The organism is Pseudomonas sp. E315 (genome assembly GCF_055406205.1).
Window position 1 is genome coordinate 157,942 of the sequence record NZ_JBUZPJ010000005.1, and the last position, 16,238, is coordinate 174,179.

Genomic DNA, 16,238 nt, shown 5'->3' on the forward strand with positions numbered 1-16,238 from the left:
GCCTCTCTTGATCTATTTGCGCAGTAAGCGCAGCCCGTTGAACACCACCAACAGGCTGACGCCCATGTCGGCAAACACAGCCATCCACATCGTGGCCATGCCGAGGAAGGTTACCGCAAGAAAGATCCCTTTAATGACCAAAGCCAGGGCGATGTTCTGCTTAAGAATGCGGGCGGTGTCGCGTGACAAACGAATGAAGGTCGGGATTTTGCGCAGATCATCGTCCATCAGGGCGACATCTGCCGTTTCAATTGCGGTATCTGTACCAGCAGCCGCCATTGCAAAACCGATCTCGGCACGGGCCAATGCAGGTGCATCGTTGATCCCGTCACCCACCATGCCCACCCGATGCCCTTGGGCATAAAGCGCTTCGATGGCTTTGAGTTTGTCATCTGGCAGCAAATTGCCTTGGGCTTGATCGATGCCCACTTGCGCGGCAATGGCGTTGGCCGTGTGCGGGTTATCGCCCGTCAACATCAAGGTTTTAACGCCCAGCGCGTGCAACTCACGAATCGCTTCGCGGCTGGACTCCTTGACCGTATCGGCTACGGCAAACAGCGCCAACGGGCCAGACGTGTCGCAGAGTAAAACCACGGTTTTGCCCTGCATCTCCAGCGCATCGAGTTTTTCTTCGAGCGCAGGTGAACACAGCCCCAGTTCTTCAACCAAACGATGGTTGCCCAGGTGATACAACTGGCCGTCGATCTCGCCCCGAACACCACGCCCGGTCAGCGCAGCGAAGTTATCCACAGCACTCAGCGGCAAGTTGTTATCCACAGCCGACTTGGCCACCGCCAACGATACAGGGTGATCAGAACGCGCAGCCAAACTCGCTGCCAGCAACACCGCAGTGTCTTGATACACGGGATCAAGCGGCATGTAATCGGTTTGCACCGGTTTGCCGTGGGTGAGGGTGCCGGTCTTATCCAACGCCAAAAAGTCCAGCTTGTGGCCGCTTTCGAGGTACACGCCGCCCTTGACCAAAATGCCTTTGCGCGCGGCGGCTGCCAGACCGCTGACGATGGTCACCGGGGTTGAGATCACCAAGGCACATGGGCACGCCACCACCAGCAGTACCAGCGCACGATAGACCCAGTCAAACCACACGCCGCCCATAAACAAAGGCGGGATCAGCGCCACCACCAGTGCAAACAAAAACACCACAGGGGTGTAGATTTTCGCGAAGCTGTCAACGAAACGCTGGGTTGGTGCACGGGCGCCTTGAGCCTGCTCAACCGCATGGATAATGCGCGCCAAGGTTGAATTATTGGCCGCAGCCGTGACGCGATATTCCAGTGCGCCGGCTTGGTTGATGGTGCCCGCAAACACTTTGTCGCCGACCGTTTTCTCAATCGGCAAGCTTTCGCCTGTGATGGGGGCTTGGTCGATGGTTGAGTTGCCGGCCACCACTTCACCATCGAGCCCAATGCGCTCGCCGGGGCGAACTCGCACAATGGCGCCCAGCTCAACGTCTTTAACCTCGCGCTCCAGCCATGTGCCATCGGCCTGCTGCACCGTGGCCTTGTCCGGTGCCATTTGCATCAGACCACTGATCGCATTGCGGGCGCGATCAAGGGATTTGGCCTCAATCAACTCGGCCACGGTAAACAGGAACATCACCATCGCCGCTTCCGGCCACTGGCCAATCAGCACGGCGCCGGTGACGGCAATGCTCATCAGGGCGTTGATGTTCAGGTTGAGGTTTTTCAGGGCAATCCAGCCCTTTTTGTAAGTGGTTAAGCCGCCGCTGAGAATCGACACCAGCGCCACCAACGCAATCACCCAAGTCGGCACCTGGCCACTGAAGTGCAGCACTTCAGCGGCCAGGGCGCCAACACCCGAAACCGCCAGCGGCCACCAATGCTTCTTGGCCGGTGCAACTGGCGCGCCAGCATTATCCGCGCCGGGCTCCAGTGGGTCGGCCTGCATGCCGAGAGACTTGATGGCCTCAACAATTGGGGCAGTCGAGGGCAAATCGTGGGTCACGCCCAACACCCGATTGATCAGGTTGAACTCCAACTGCTGCACACCCGCCAGCTTACCCAGTTTGTTCTGGATCAAAGTTTGTTCGGTCGGGCAGTCCATCGCCTCAATGCGAAAGCTGCTTAAACGAGCACTCGCTGTTGTCACGGTGCTCAACTTAATAATGCTCGGGGCATCGGCAGCCGAGCAGCAGCTGTGCGCGTGGCTGGCATGATCGTGATCGTGATCGTGATCGTGATCAGCATTCGGTTTGTGCTGGGTGTGAATGGAGTCGCTCATCAGGTTGCGTCCAAAAAGGTGCTTGTTGCCAAGTAAAGACCCTGTAGCCACTATAGGGTCAAGCGCCCTTTCGGAGATAACCGTGATGAAAATTGGTGAGCTGGCGAAATTGACCGACTGTCAGGTCGAAACCATTCGCTATTACGAGCGTGAAAGGCTGCTGCCAGAGCCTGCGCGCAGTGAGGGCAATTACCGTTTGTACACGCAGGCCCATGTCGAACGCCTGACGTTTATCCGCAACTGCCGCAGCCTGGACATGACGCTGGAAGAGATCCGCAGCTTACTCAACCTGCGCGACAGCCCGCAGGATCAATGCGAAAACGTGAATGCGTTGATTGACGAACACATCCACCACGTCAAAGCACGAATTGATGGTTTGCAGGCTTTGCAGACGCAACTGCTCAACCTGCGCCAACGCTGTAGCGAAGGGCCGGATGGAGAGCCATGCGGGATTTTGCAGCGTTTGGAACTCAGCGGCTCAGTGACGGCGCCAGAAGGCGAGCCAAGCCATGTGGGCAGAAGCCACGGGCATTAAGGGTGATGGGTGAATAACCTCGTGGGAGCTGCCGAAGGCTGCGATCTTTTGATCTTAAAAGATCGCAGCCTTCGGCAGCTCCCACGGGTTTTGACGGTGTTACACCGCCATCGGTGCAGTCATGGGGGCGTGGTGCTGGTAACCCTCAAGGCTGAAGTCACTCGGTTCGATCAAACCCAGCCACTCCGGTTGATACACGCCGGTTTTGGCAAACTCAGGCACGCGGTCTGAAATCACCAGCTTGGGCATCGGGAACGGCTCGCGGGTCATCTGCTCGTTGAGCATGTCCAAGTGGTTTTCATACACATGGGCATCACCAATGAAGTAGGTAAACCAACGCGGCGTGTAACCGGTCAGGCGACCGATCAGGCTCAGCAGCGCAGCGCCTTCGGTCAGATTGAATGGCGTGCCCAGGCCCAGATCATTGGAGCGAATGTAGAGGGTCAGGGAGATTTCCTTGGTCTCAACGTTCGGGTGGAACTGATACAGCAAGTGACACGGCGGCAGGGCCATTTCGTCGAGCTGGGCGCAGTTCCAACCGTGGAACAAAATGCGACGACTGCCCGGGTCGTTGATGATGGTGTCCACGCACTGGCGCACCTGATCGATCGCCTTGTACAGCACCACATACGGCTGGCCGTCTTCTTCGCCTTCGGCGATTTGACGATAGCCCTGGCTCAAGCACAACTCGATAGCCGCCTGATTGCTGCGTTCTACCTGTTTGTACGCGGGCCATTTACGCCATTGCACGCCGTAAATCTCGCCGAGGTCGTCTTCACCCTGCCGGAACGGATTGGCCAGCCACTGTGCGTTTTCGTTAGCGTTTTGATCCCACACTTTGCAGCCCAGCGCACGGAAATCGGCAGCACTGTTCACAGGGCGCAAAAAGCCACACATCTCGCCAATGGCCGATTTGAATGCCATGCGCCGGGTGGTGATGGCCGGAAAGCCTTCTTTAAGGTCATAGCGCAACATTGCGCCGGGCAGACTGATGGTCTTCACGCCGGTGCGGTTGGCTTGCAAGGTGCCATTTTTGATGACGTTGGCAACGAGGTCGAGATATTGCTTCATGGTTTTCCTACCGTTTGAATGCAGGGCGAAACACGCCCTGCGATTCGAATTTATTGCGCAGCTTTTTGAGCCGCTGGATCGCGGTGGTAAGCCCACCAGATCAAGAACAGACCGCCCGCAATCATCGGGATACACAGGATTTGCCCCATGGTCACCCAGCCGAACGCCAGATAGCCTAGCTGAGCATCCGGTACCCGGACGAATTCGACGATGAAGCGGAAAATCCCGTAGAACAGGGCGAACATCCCGGAAACCGCCATAGTCGGGCGAGGTTTACGTGAGTACAGCCAAAGAATCAGGAACAGTGCCACACCTTCCAGAGCGAACTGGTAAAGCTGCGACGGGTGGCGCGCTAATTGTTGCGGGTCGGTCGGAAAGATCATCGCCCACGGCACATCACTGGCCTTGCCCCACAGCTCGGCGTTGATGAAGTTGCCAATGCGCCCGGCTCCCAGACCAATCGGCACCACAGGTGCAATGAAGTCCATGATCTGGAAGAACGACTTGTTGTTGCGCTTGCCGAACCACCAGGTAGCCAGCATCACGCCGATCAGACCGCCGTGGAACGCCATGCCGCCTTTCCACACTTCAAAAATCAGCAGTGGGTTGGCAATGTAGGCGTTCAGGTCGTAGAACAACACATAGCCCAGACGCCCGCCGACAATCACACCCATCGCGACCCAAAACACCAGATCGGAGAGTTTTTCTTTGGTCCAGGTCGGGTCAAAGCGGTTCAAGCGTCGCGACAGGATCAGCCAGGCAGCGCCAATCCCGATCAGGTACATCAAGCCGTACCAATGGATTTTCAGCGGTCCGATGGCCAATGCCACCGGGTCAATCTGCGGGTAAGGCAGCATTGCGACTCCTTGTTAAATCAAGAAACTCAAACCGACACAAAACAGCAGTGCGGCAAACAGCCGTTTAAGCAAACGTGGCGACAGCTTGTGGGCCAAACGCGCACCAAAACGAGCGAAAAACATACTGGTCAGGGCAATCCCGAGCAGCGCCGGCAGGTAAACAAAGCCCAGACTATGCGCGGGCAAGTCAGGGTTGTGCCAGCCAATGATCATGAAACTTAACGCACCCACCAACGCAATCGGCAACCCGCAAGCTGCCGAAGTGGCCACCGCTTGCTGCATGGGCACACTGCGCCAGCTCAAAAATGGCACCGTCAGGGAGCCGCCACCTACGCCGAATATCGCCGACGCCCAGCCAATCACGCTGCCCGCCAAGGTCAGACCGAGCTTGCCCGGCACTGTTCGGCTGGCCTTGGGCTTAAGCTCCAAAGCCATTTGTAGGGCAATGACCAACGCGAACACGCCAATGATCTTCTGCAAGTGCGGGCCGGCTATGGCCTCAGCTGTCAGCGCGCCAATGCCTGCACCAATCAAGATGCCCAAGGCCATCCAGACAAACAGCGACCAACGCACAGCCCCTTTACGATGATGCTCACGGATCGAGTTGATCGAGGTAAAAATAATCGTGGCCAGTGACGTGCCAACGGCCAAGTGAGTCAGCACCTCGCTGTTGAACCCCTGCAAGGTGAAACTGAACACCAGCACCGGCACGATGATGATTCCACCTCCCACCCCAAACAGCCCGGCCAATACGCCAGCAAAGCCTCCCAGCACCAGATAGAGCAGAAATTCCATAGCGGCTCCCAATTTTGACCCGCATGGTAACGGAGCAAAGGCTTGGGCTCCACTGCATGGCGCAACACGCCCCGGCAATCTATAAGTAGTGTGGTTAAAAAAACATTAAGGACTGCCCATGTGTCTGATTGTCTTCGCTTGGCGCCCCGGCCATGCACAGCCTTTGATCGTTGCGGCCAACCGTGATGAGTTCTATGCACGCCCGGCCAAACCCTTGGCCCAATGGGTTGATGCACCACAGGTGTATGCCGGGCGCGATCTTGAAGCAGGCGGCACTTGGCTCGGTATTGGGGCTGATGGGCGTTTTGCTGCGCTGACCAATATCCGCGAACCCCACGCCCCTCCTGCACGCCGCTCGCGGGGCCAATTAGTGGCGGATTTTTTGACGGGTAATCGGGCAATTGGCGAGTACTTCACCGACATTGGACGACGTTCGGTGGATTATGCCGGGTTCAATCTGTTGCTGGGCACTCAGGATCAGCTCTGGCACTTCAACTCCAAAGACTTGGCGCCACAGCCGCTGAGTGCAGGGGTCTATGGGTTGTCCAATGCCGGGCTTGATACGCCGTGGCCCAAGTTACTCAAAGCCAAGGCGGCACTGACCGAAATACTCCATGACCCACAACCACAAGCGTTACTGGCGCTGCTCAAAGACCCGCAAACCGCACCGTTCGCCGAGCTGCCCGATACCGGCGTAGGGCTGGCCACTGAAAGCCTGCTGTCGAGCGTGTTTATTGCCAGCCCCAGTTATGGCACCCGTGCCAGCACCGCGCTGGTGGTTAACGCACACGGTTCGCGGCACATGGTGGAGCGCAGCTATGGGCCGTATGGCGGGTTCTTAAGGGAAGTCACGCTAGAGGGCTGAAGCAAACAACCCTCAACCCCTGAAAGGCAAGCCGCGGGGAGGTGTGTGCCTGAGACTCAGGCTTTCGGCTTTTTACGCGGTTTGAGGTACTTGGTCAGGCCCTGGAACCAGATCACCAGGGCTGGGTTACCTTTGATCTGAATCGATTTGTCTTGAATCCCGGTCATAAACGCCAACTGCTTGTTTTTGGCTTGCAGTGTGGCGAAGCCATAAGCGGCATCTTTGAAGGCAATGGCAAACGCAGGCTCAGGGTATAGACCGCTATGGCTGGTGATGCGCTGGTTCTTGACCTTGAAGTGACGGGCTACGTTGCCATCGAGGGTTTGCAGCTGAAAAACCAAGTCTTTGTCGACCAGTTGCTGCTGAAACGCAGGGTTTTTGCGGCTGGCTTTGCCCATCAAAAAGCCCAGCATCCAGAGTAGAAAACGAAATTTCATGTACGCGGCCTCAGGGGAATCAATAAATGGCCGGCGCAGTTTAACGATTTGAGCGTAGAACGCTATATATCTGCATAGTTAGGCGCAGATGGGGGACATTTTGCCACTTATGGCCGCATGATCGGCAGGGCTGTCTTCAAGAATGGGCCGCCGTCCGGGTTGGCATGCCCATTCTTCAAGGACTCCCCAAAGAGTCTGTTCGTCAGCTTACGGATTGACGCTGTCTTTGAGGAACTTGCCCGGTTTGAATGCAACTGTGTTGCTGGCCTTGATTTTTACCGGCTCTCCCGTTTGCGGGTTTTGACCGGTACGAGCACCGCGATGGCGCTGAATGAAGGTGCCAAAACCGACCAGCGTCACGCTGTCTTTGCGATGCAGGGCTTGGGTGATTTCTTCAAGCACTGCATTGAGGACGCGGCTGGCTTGTTCCTTGGTGAGATCAGCTTTTTCAGCAATTGCGGCGGCGAGATCTGGTTTACGCATGATGAAGCCTCTTTGACGGTTTTTTGTTGTTATGTCCGTGCTGCTCTCTTTGGAGCAGCGCCCAAGGCGCCGCAGGCTCTACTCTGCGGCAGACCGGTGTGAGAATGGCATGCGGCCAAGGCCGGCGCCAGTCTCGTCAGGGGCTTTGTTGAGGCAAGGCAATGGCATATACGACAGAGTTAGCAGTATTTACGCCAAAAGTGCAGGCAGCTCTTTGTTCAACGCCAGTTTTTCTCGAACCGCTTCACCCGTCAGCGCATAACCCAGCAATTTACCTTCAACATCACGGCACAACGCCTTGATGTCGGCACCTTGACCTTCAACCGTCCAAACACCTTCTGAGCCACGCGGCACAGGTGACACCACCAGCGGGCAAACGGGGGTCTTAACGGTAATGGGCATGGCACCGTAGCTCACTTGAGTCGGATTGCCCGCCAATGTTTGCGCCAGTGCCCGAGCACAGCTCATCAGTGGCATCACATACAGCAGGTTCAAACCCTCCACCTCCGCGCAATCACCCAACGCGTAAATATTGGCGTGAGAGGTTTTGAGCTGACGATCAACCTCGATACCACGATTGACCCGCATGCCGGCGGCCGCGGCCATATCAATGCGCGGGCGCAAGCCAATGGCCGACACCACTACGTCACACGCAATGACGCTGCCGTCAGACAAATGCGCTTCCAGCCCCTCGACCACACGCTGTAAACGCGTCAATACCGGCCCCAAATGAAAACGCGCACCCAAGCCTTCCAGCCCAGCCTGTACCGCCGCCGCTGCAGCGGGATGCAGCAACGTGGGCATGACTTGCTCACAAGGTGCCACGAGTTCAACTTCATAGCCGCCAGCGATCAGGTCGTTGGCAAACTCGCAGCCGATTAGCCCTGCACCCAATATCAGGACGCGGCGCTTACCCGCAGCGGCGGCGCGAAAGCGTGCGTAGTCCTCAAGGTCATTGATGGGGAAGATGGCATCTTGTGCGTCGCCTTCTACCGGCACCTGCACGGTTTGTGCGCCCCACGCGAGAATTAGATCGCGATAGGGCACTGCTTCATCACCGATCCACAGTTGTTTGTGGCCTGGGTCAATGCCACTGATGCGTGTGTGCGTGCGCACTTGGGCGTTGAGCTGCTCGGCCATAGCGCCAGGCATAGCCATGCTCAAGCCGTCCGCTTCTTTGTTTTTACCAAAACCGGTGGACAGCATTGGCTTGGAGTAGGAGCGCCCGTCATCAGCCGTGATTAACAACAGCGGGGTTTCGCTATCGAGTTTGCGAAACTCGCGAGCCAGGTTATAGCCCGCCAGCCCAGTGCCAACGATCACGACAGGTGCGTTCATTCCAATCTCCATAAACAGGGTGACTCGTTAACGAGGTATCAGTTGATTTCGATCATTTCGAAATCCATTTTGCCGACGCCACAGTCCGGGCACAGCCAGTCTTCGGGTACGTCTTGCCACAGCGTACCGGGGGCGATGCCGTCATCTGGCCAGCCGTCGGCTTCGTTATAAATCAGTCCACATACGATGCATTGCCACTTTTTCATGAGGTAATTCCTTGGGTTCAGGCTTATTCGAGGCCACAGACTTTGACGATCTGCCGTGTTGCTCGTCGAATTCAGGGCGTTTTGTACTGATCACGCTCGGCAGATGCAAGCTCGATTGCTGCTTAAAGGTGCTCAAGCGCTCATTCAAGGAGCAGCGTGATAAGCTCGGCGGCCTCAATGGCTGCCAATTATGACCCTCCGTGCCGCACATAACTTCCCCGTTGATCTCCCCCCTTTGGCTTGAACAACGTCATCTTCCCGCGCTGCCTGACGCACAAACCCTCGATTGGTTGTTCGATCAAGGCTCTTTGACCCGGCGTCTCACAGCGCTTTCAGACGGTGCCTTCAGCGTTGTGCCTCTATTCGAGGGCTGGCAACCGTTGCGTGAAGACGAATGTGCCGCGCTCGACCTGCCCCAGGCCAGCGAAGGCTGGGTACGCGAGGTGTACCTGCGCGGGCATGAGCAACCTTGGGTGTTTGCCCGCAGCGTGGCCGCCAAAAGCGCGCTTGAAGACGGTGGCTTGAACATGGACGCACTGGGCACACGCTCTCTGGGCGAATTGCTGTTTTGCGACCATGCCTTTGAGCGAGGGGCGTTACAGGTGTGTCATTACCCGCGCGAGTGGCTGGCGAGCACCGATCAGACCGAAGACCTGTGGGGGCGACGCTCGCTTTTTTCCCGCGGGGCGCTGAGCGTGCTGGTTGCTGAAGTCTTCTTACCTCAATTGTGGGCTGTGCTGAGTGCCCAGCCGGAGAACACCTGATGTACCAGAGCCTGCTCAAATCGCTTAATCGTCTGAACCCACGGGCTTGGGATTTCATTCAGCTGACGCGCATGGACAAACCCATCGGCATTTACCTGCTGCTGTGGCCCACCTTGTGGGCACTATGGATTGCCGCCAAAGGCGTGCCTTCATTGAGCAATCTGTTGATCTTTGTGTTCGGTGTAATCCTGACCCGTGCAGGCGGCTGCGTGATTAACGACTTCGCCGATCGCAAGGTCGATGGGCACGTCAAACGAACAGAACAACGGCCTTTGGTCAGCGGAAAAATCAGCAGTAAAGAAGCATTGGTATTTTTTGCGCTGCTGATGGGCGTCAGTTTCTTACTGGTGCTGTGCACCAACGCACCTACCATCTGGCTGTCATTGGGCGGGCTGGCTTTGGCCGCAAGCTACCCTTTCATGAAGCGTTACACCTATTACCCGCAAGTGGTGCTGGGGGCGGCGTTTTCATGGGGCATGCCAATGGCGTTTACTGCCGAAACGGGCAGCTTGCCTGCAGCCGCATGGCTGCTGTACATCGCCAACCTGCTGTGGACAGTGGCCTACGACACCTATTACGCGATGACCGACCGCGAAGACGACCTGAAAATCGGCGTCAAATCCACCGCCATCCTGTTTGGCGACGCCGACCGTGTCATCAACCTCAGCCTGCAAGGGTTGGCACTGGGTTGCCTGCTATTGGCCGGTTCGCAATTCGATCTGGGGGGCTGGTTCCATCTGGGGCTGTTAGCAGCTGCGGCGTGTTTCGTGTGGGAATTTTGGTACACCCGCAACCGCGATCCACAGCGCTGCTTCAGAGCCTTCTTGCACAACCATTGGGCGGGATTGTTGATCTTTGTCGGTATCGTGCTCGATTACGCCCTGCGCTGAGTCATGTCGGTGAAACATTCGGCGGGCGGTGGTCGTATAATGCCGCCCTTCTGTTGACCCTTCCTGCCCCGGAGCCCCCATGACCCAAGATCAACTCAAACAGGCCGTAGCCCAGGCTGCCGTCGACTTCATCCTCCCAAAGCTGGATGACAAGAGCATCGTTGGGGTGGGCACTGGCTCCACGGCCAACTGCTTCATCGACGCACTGGCTCAGCACAAAGGTGCTTTTGATGGCGCCGTGGCCAGCTCCGAAGCCACTGCCGCTCGCCTTAAGGGCCACGGCATTCCGGTCTATGAACTGAACACGGTCAGCGACCTTGAGTTTTACGTTGATGGCGCCGATGAGAGCGACGAAAACCTGAACCTGATCAAAGGCGGTGGCGCAGCCCTGACCCGCGAAAAGATCGTGGCCGCTGTCGCTAAAACTTTCATTTGCATCGCCGACGCCAGCAAGCTGGTTCCGGTGTTAGGCGCGTTCCCGCTGCCTGTTGAAGTGATTCCAATGGCTCGCAGCCATGTAGCGCGTGAACTCGTCAAACTGGGCGGCGACCCGGTTTATCGCGAAGGCGTCATCACCGACAACGGCAACATCATCATTGATGTGTTCAACATGCAGATCACCAACCCGGTTGAGCTGGAGCGCCAAATCAACGCCATTGTGGGCGTCGTCACCAACGGTTTGTTCGCCGCCCGCCCGGCCGACTTGCTGCTGCTGGGCACCAGCGAAGGCGTAAAAACCCTGAGCAAGTAAAGCCCAACCTTGTAGTCGCTGCCGCCAAGCTGCGATGGGTGCCAAGCGTTCCTGTTCCAAACCGCTGTGGCCTTTTACTCCAGTCTTGGGCAGCGATTACAAAAGCCGTGAACTCACGGCTTTTTAAACACGTAAAACAGATTTGGCTCACTCACCAAGTACACCGTTCCTTCATCATCCATGGCGATGCCCTCCGCCTGCGGCACCGATTTTCGCAAACCATGCTGGCCTTTGTTCAGCGATAAGCTGCTGATCGGGCGACCCTCGACATTGAGTTCCAGCACCAAACGCGACTCATCAGACAGCGCCAGCAAATGCCCGCTGCGCTCGTCAAATTGCAAGCTCGACAGGTCTCGCACAAACAACCGCGCATCACGCCGTGGATTGGTCACCACATGGGTTGCATAGGGTTGCTGGGGGTTGGTTTGCGGGAAGCCGCGCACCTCGTAAATCACCATGGGGTCGCGCTCTTTGGCAACAAACAGGCGCTTGCCCACAGAATCGTATGCCAAGCCTTCAAACCCCTTGTTGCCATTAAGGCCAATGCCCAAGGTCAATTGCTCAGCCTGCGCAGCATCCAGAAAGCGTGTGTCTTCGTTGACGTGAACTTTAATCAGCCGCTGCTGGCGCTCGTCAGTGATCACATAGGTGTCAGCGCCAATAAACTCAACAGCCTCAGCATCGCCAAAGCCGATCAAAGGGATACGCCGCAACAGCTTCCCGTCCAGCGACAGCTCAACCAGCTCAGCCTGTTTGTTGGTCACCGTAAACAAGCTTTTGCGAATCGGATCATAGGTCAGGGCTGACACATCATCGTCAAGCCCCTCGATGACCTGCGCTTGTACGACAGCGCGATACTCGCCCAGATTGATCGCATCAGGATCTAAGGGCTGCCACATCTGTTTAGCGTTGAACCAGACACGCTCAAATAAACGGTAGTGCTGCGCCGCAACGACTCCCGTCACCAAAGCCAAGAAAATAACGCTGACCAGCAGCAAAGTTAAACGGTTTATACGGCGCATAAGGCGGACTCAAAACAAATCAGGTAGATGAAATACCACGACTGCATGAATCCAAACTTAATCCTCCTTAAGCGCCAACGCCACTGCTGACATTAGGGCTGGGTCTGCTTCTTACCCTGATCCGTCGATTTACCGGTTTTTTCGAAGCGATAAAACAAGTTGGGCTCACTCACCATGTACAGCGTGCCTTGTTCATCAATCGCCACACCTTCCGCTCGAGGGATGGTGTTTTTAAGACCGTTGAAGCCGCGCAGTAGGGTCATGAAGCTAACTTGCTCACCCGCCTCGTCCAGCTCAAGCAGCATGTGGGAGTCTGCCGACAGCACCAGCGTGTGGCCGGTACGCGGGTCAATGCTCAGCGCTGACAAGTTACGCAAATCCAGCTCATCGCTGGGGACGCGCTGTTTGCTGCCCCTGAGCACTTGACTGCCATTGCTTTGCCACGCAAACAACGCAGGCGGGCGCTCCTCGCCCAGCAGCAGTTGCTGGCGGCGCGGGTCCCATGCAATGGCCTCGAATGCTTTGTTTTGATCCTTGGACACACCCAGGTTGTACTTAGGGAAGTCTGCGATGTTCAGGCTTTTAGTGTTTGCGTCTACTTTGACCAAGGTCAGCAGATGCTCACGCTCATCGACAATGGCCAGCAAGCCATTCTCCATAACGGTCACACCTTCAGGGTTGCTCCAGCCCACCAGAGGGATCTTGCGCAACACATCACCCTCCAGCGTCAGTTCGACCAGAAACGGGTTTTTGCCCATGACCGAAAACAGCGTTTTACTCAGTGGGTTATAAGCCAGATCTGATGCTTCATCTTCCTCCATCCCTGGCAGAGGCTTGGCATCAATGACCGCTACATAGTCAGGCAACCAAACGCTATCGTTCTGCTCTGACACACTCTCGAAGCGCTCTAATACCCACAATGCCCCCCGATCATCCCAATGCATTACCACCGCCACGCCATAAAACAGCGCCACAAGCAATAACAGCCAGTAATACCAACGCAACATGAAACGAGGTAGCCGGCGTACAGGCGGGGTTTTACGAGTAGCAATGGTCATTGGTTTTTTCCTGATTTTTTTGCTGCTTCTAAATATCACACTGAGGGCTTATTCGACTGCCCTACTTGGGTACATTATCCAAAGAATGTGTGAAATAAATGGCAAATCAAGCGTCGAGCACCAAGAAATCACGAAGCACGGCTAAAGGCTACGATCGTTGCGCGCCCGTCGAATGTGCATCCAATTTTGGTGCGGCCTTTATAACATCATATGTAGGACAGCTCTTTAATCGTGTCTAATATTTTCACCTGCGCACCTTCATTTAAATCAGAATTGCCAGGTAATAAATCTTCACAGTCATCTACGTATAAAAAATGAAATATAAAAATGACAGAATTTATTTCTACACTCTCGAGACTTCTTAAAGAAAGGGTGTAGTTCCTTGCGTAAGCAACACATTATCAGTAGGAGTTTTCTGAATAAGCTGAGGACAATTAGATTCACAGTATTGGGTCTTGACACTGATAGGCCGAGCCTCTTATCTAATTAGCAGACAACTGATATATGCGCACGACTAAAGTGAGCGGCGCAAGCGCTCTCATTTTCCGGGCATCTGTCACCCACAATTTATTAAACAGTACCGGCACCTTGATTAACCCGCTCAAAAACAGTGCTGAGCGTTCATCAACGTGTGCCTTTTACTTAATGCACGGTTATTCAGGAACTGAACACATGCCCTTTACTTCTCACGCTGAAAAGTTAGCTGCCCCCAGTATTCATCAACACGGCAAACACACAATCTGCGCGCTTGCCGCAGAACAATTATTTATTGAAATATGCCCTTATCCAAACATGGAAGAAGGCGACCTTGTAGAACTTTTTTGGGACGGTTGCTATGTGACATCCCAACAACTTTGCAAACGTGATATCGGCCTACCCCTATCATTAAGAGTGCCCGAAAGTTTTATTCAAAATGGGACGGCCCGGCTTTATTACCGCGTCATGCATATTGGCAGTTGCCCTGCTCTTTCTGCACAACTAAAAGTGTTGGTTAAACTCGACTGCCCAGGCGGGCAAGCATTGGGTGAAGAAAATCAGGGCCTCGCACCCGTGACGATTCCTGAGCCCATTCAGCGCTACGGGGTCAACCCGAGTCAGATTAAACGCGGCGTTCCCATCACCATCGAGCCTTACCGCAACATGGCAACAGAAGACGCAATCACTGTGATGTGGGGCGATGTACGCCTCGACCTGCCCAAGCTACGCATGATGGACATCGGCAAGCCGATCAGCGTGTTCGTCCCCTCCGAAATCATTCAAGAAGCCGGGGAAGATCCAAAACTGGAGGTTACCTACTGCATTATTGACCGCGTGGGTAACAACTCACGCTGGGCGCCCGCACGCACACTCAAGGTCGGCGCCAACAAGCTCTACGTCAACACTGCGCCACGCGAGGTGCTGCGCGCCGCAGAGACGCGACCTAACTGGCGTAACTGATTGGCTCAGACAAAAGAATCGTCTATCTATATTCCTAAAAGTTAGTTCTTTTAATTTTTATGCTCGATTAGGGTATATGCACCGGACCACCGGACTCTCTGGTTTTTACTCGCGCCGCACAAGCGGCGCTTCAATGAGATGCGAGGTAGGTATGGTCAGTAACACAATCACCCTTGTGCAGATCGCCAGGGCATTGCGTGCAGCCAAGGAGCGGCACTGATGTCTAATTTGGCTGATGCACAACTGCAAAGCGACTCGGATGTCGCGCCACTTTTAGTGTTGGCGCGCATCCTGCGCACCGACAGCGAAGCCCTTCAAGCGGCCCATGAACTGGCCCAAGCAGCCCGCGAGCATGCGGCCCAGCGCGACCAGCAACGCAAACTGCCGTGGTCACTGATAGAACAATTCACCCAAAGCGGTTTGGGCAGTATTTCCATTGCCCGTGAGTACGGCGGCCCACAGGTCTCGTTTGTAACTTTGGCCGAAGTCTTTGCCATTATTTCGGCAGCTGACCCAGCGCTGGGGCAAATCCCACAAAATCAGGTGGGCATTCTCAATCTGATTTCGAGCACCGCCACCCCAGCCCAAAAACAACAACTGTTCAGCAGTGTGTTGCAAGGGTGGCGCATTGGTAATGCGGGGCCTGAGCGCGGGAGCAAAAATACCCTCGATCTTAAGGCGCGTATCACCGCAGACGGCGATGAATTCGTTATCAACGGTCAGAAGTTTTACTCCACTGGCGCCCTGTTCGCTCATTGGATCGCAGTTAAAGCCCTCGATGAAAACGGCAAACAAGTGATTGCCTTTGTGCAACGCGGTACGCCCGGCCTGCGGGTTGTGGATGACTGGTCGGGCTTTGGCCAACGCACCACCGCCAGTGGAACAGTCTTGCTAAACAATGTGCGAGTTGAAGCCGCGCTGGTGGTCGACAACTGGCGCCTCAACGAAACCCCCAATATTCAGGGCGCTGTATCGCAATTGATTCAGGCCGCAATCGACCTGGGCATTGCCCGCGGCGCGATCGCAGATGCCATCTCCTTTGTGCGCGAACGCTCCCGCCCATGGATCGACGCCAAGGTGCAACGCAACCGTGATGACCCTTACGTCATCGCCGACATCGGCAAATTGCACATTGAACTGCACGCCGCCGAAGCATTACTGCGTAAGGCTGGGCGAGTATTGGATGAAGTCAGCGCAGCTGCGATTGATGCACAAGCAGCTGCCCGCGCGTCTATTGCAGTGGCTGAAGCCAAAGTACTCAGCACTGAGCTGTCGTTGTTAGCCAGCGAGAAACTGTTCGAACTGGCAGGCAGCAGCGCCACCCTCGCGCAATTCAATCTTGATCGTCACTGGCGTAACGCCCGCGTGCATACCCTGCACGACCCGGTGCGCTGGAAATACCACGCCATCGGCGCTTACCGCCTCAACGGCACCTTGCCTGCCCGGCATTCCTGGATCTGACCCCGG

The 16,238-nt window shown here is 55.8% G+C and carries 17 protein-coding genes; 7 read left to right on the forward strand and 10 right to left on the reverse strand.

The features are described from left to right. Window positions 1-12 precede the first annotated feature (12 nt). Entirely contained in the window at window positions 13-2,262 is a 2,250-nt protein-coding gene (locus ACZRJQ_RS09630; protein ID WP_463978132.1) for a heavy metal translocating P-type ATPase, read from the reverse strand. A gap of 85 nt (window positions 2,263-2,347) precedes the next feature. Between ACZRJQ_RS09630 and cadR the strand changes: the two genes are divergently transcribed. Continuing rightward, window positions 2,348-2,797, forward strand: coding sequence for a Cd(II)/Pb(II)-responsive transcriptional regulator (gene cadR / locus ACZRJQ_RS09635; RefSeq protein WP_463978296.1), 450 nt, complete (start codon window positions 2,348-2,350; stop codon window positions 2,795-2,797). 99 nt (window positions 2,798-2,896) lie between these two features. On the opposite strand, the gene ACZRJQ_RS09640 is transcribed toward cadR, so the two are convergent. Genes ACZRJQ_RS09640 through ACZRJQ_RS09650 form a run of 3 tightly spaced genes read right to left on the reverse strand, consistent with a single transcriptional unit; the run spans window position 2,897 to window position 5,520 of the window. Next, on the reverse strand, window positions 2,897-3,868 hold the full coding sequence (locus ACZRJQ_RS09640) for a thymidylate synthase (protein ID WP_463978133.1): 972 nt from the start codon (window positions 3,866-3,868) through the stop codon (window positions 2,897-2,899). Between the two features lie 50 nt (window positions 3,869-3,918). Then, window positions 3,919-4,725, reverse strand: a complete 807-nt coding sequence (gene lgt, locus ACZRJQ_RS09645) for a prolipoprotein diacylglyceryl transferase (RefSeq protein ID WP_463978134.1) — start codon at window positions 4,723-4,725, stop codon at window positions 3,919-3,921. Window positions 4,726-4,737: 12 nt separating this feature from the next. Further along, on the reverse strand, window positions 4,738-5,520 hold the full coding sequence (locus tag ACZRJQ_RS09650; protein WP_463978135.1) for a sulfite exporter TauE/SafE family protein: 783 nt from the start codon (window positions 5,518-5,520) through the stop codon (window positions 4,738-4,740). 118 nt (window positions 5,521-5,638) lie between these two features. Here ACZRJQ_RS09650 and ACZRJQ_RS09655 point away from each other — a divergent pair, with 118 nt between their 5' ends. After that, the gene (locus ACZRJQ_RS09655) at window positions 5,639-6,385 is read left to right on the forward strand and encodes an NRDE family protein (RefSeq protein ID WP_463978136.1); all 747 of its coding nucleotides are present in this window, start codon (window positions 5,639-5,641) and stop codon (window positions 6,383-6,385) included. A gap of 56 nt (window positions 6,386-6,441) precedes the next feature. Here the strand turns inward: ACZRJQ_RS09655 and ACZRJQ_RS09660 are convergent, their stop codons facing one another. The 4 genes from ACZRJQ_RS09660 to ACZRJQ_RS09675 all read right to left on the reverse strand — a co-directional run bounded on the left by ACZRJQ_RS09660 (window position 6,442) and on the right by ACZRJQ_RS09675 (window position 8,849). Then, window positions 6,442-6,822 (reverse strand): helicase, encoded by a 381-nt coding sequence (locus ACZRJQ_RS09660; protein WP_463978137.1) that lies wholly within the window; start codon window positions 6,820-6,822, stop codon window positions 6,442-6,444. A gap of 207 nt (window positions 6,823-7,029) precedes the next feature. Next, window positions 7,030-7,305 (reverse strand): HU family DNA-binding protein, encoded by a 276-nt coding sequence (locus ACZRJQ_RS09665; protein WP_463978138.1) that lies wholly within the window; start codon window positions 7,303-7,305, stop codon window positions 7,030-7,032. A gap of 189 nt (window positions 7,306-7,494) precedes the next feature. Beyond that, complete coding sequence (locus ACZRJQ_RS09670) at window positions 7,495-8,643, reverse strand: NAD(P)/FAD-dependent oxidoreductase (protein WP_463978139.1); 1,149 nt, start codon at window positions 8,641-8,643, stop codon at window positions 7,495-7,497. A gap of 38 nt (window positions 8,644-8,681) precedes the next feature. Further along, on the reverse strand, window positions 8,682-8,849 hold the full coding sequence (locus ACZRJQ_RS09675; RefSeq protein WP_003437744.1) for a rubredoxin: 168 nt from the start codon (window positions 8,847-8,849) through the stop codon (window positions 8,682-8,684). A gap of 200 nt (window positions 8,850-9,049) precedes the next feature. Here ACZRJQ_RS09675 and ACZRJQ_RS09680 point away from each other — a divergent pair, with 200 nt between their 5' ends. From ACZRJQ_RS09680 to rpiA, 3 genes are all read left to right on the forward strand, one after another. Then, a complete protein-coding gene (locus ACZRJQ_RS09680; RefSeq protein WP_463978140.1) occupies window positions 9,050-9,613 on the forward strand; it encodes a chorismate--pyruvate lyase family protein in 564 nt (187 codons plus the stop codon). Further along, window positions 9,613-10,503 carry a 4-hydroxybenzoate octaprenyltransferase gene (gene ubiA, locus ACZRJQ_RS09685; RefSeq protein ID WP_463978141.1) on the forward strand — a complete coding sequence of 297 codons (891 nt, stop codon included), beginning with the start codon at window positions 9,613-9,615 and terminating at the stop codon, window positions 10,501-10,503. The genes ACZRJQ_RS09680 and ubiA overlap by 1 nt, the downstream gene beginning before the upstream one ends. 79 nt (window positions 10,504-10,582) lie before the next feature. Then, entirely contained in the window at window positions 10,583-11,254 is a 672-nt protein-coding gene (rpiA, locus tag ACZRJQ_RS09690; RefSeq protein ID WP_059765694.1) for a ribose-5-phosphate isomerase RpiA, read from the forward strand. Window positions 11,255-11,367: 113 nt separating this feature from the next. Here the strand turns inward: rpiA and ACZRJQ_RS09695 are convergent, their stop codons facing one another. Both ACZRJQ_RS09695 and ACZRJQ_RS09700 read right to left on the reverse strand, forming a co-directional pair. After that, window positions 11,368-12,276 (reverse strand): SdiA-regulated domain-containing protein, encoded by a 909-nt coding sequence (locus ACZRJQ_RS09695; protein WP_463978142.1) that lies wholly within the window; start codon window positions 12,274-12,276, stop codon window positions 11,368-11,370. A 92-nt stretch (window positions 12,277-12,368) separates the two neighbouring features. Beyond that, a complete protein-coding gene (locus ACZRJQ_RS09700) occupies window positions 12,369-13,334 on the reverse strand; it encodes an SdiA-regulated domain-containing protein (RefSeq protein ID WP_463978143.1) in 966 nt (321 codons plus the stop codon). A gap of 672 nt (window positions 13,335-14,006) precedes the next feature. Here ACZRJQ_RS09700 and ACZRJQ_RS09705 point away from each other — a divergent pair. Both ACZRJQ_RS09705 and ACZRJQ_RS09710 read left to right on the forward strand, forming a co-directional pair. Continuing rightward, window positions 14,007-14,771: a hypothetical protein gene (locus ACZRJQ_RS09705; protein WP_463978297.1), complete on the forward strand. Its 765-nt coding sequence runs from the start codon at window positions 14,007-14,009 to the stop codon at window positions 14,769-14,771. A 219-nt stretch (window positions 14,772-14,990) separates the two neighbouring features. Then, entirely contained in the window at window positions 14,991-16,232 is a 1,242-nt protein-coding gene (locus ACZRJQ_RS09710; protein ID WP_463978144.1) for an SfnB family sulfur acquisition oxidoreductase, read from the forward strand. Window positions 16,233-16,238 lie beyond the last annotated feature (6 nt).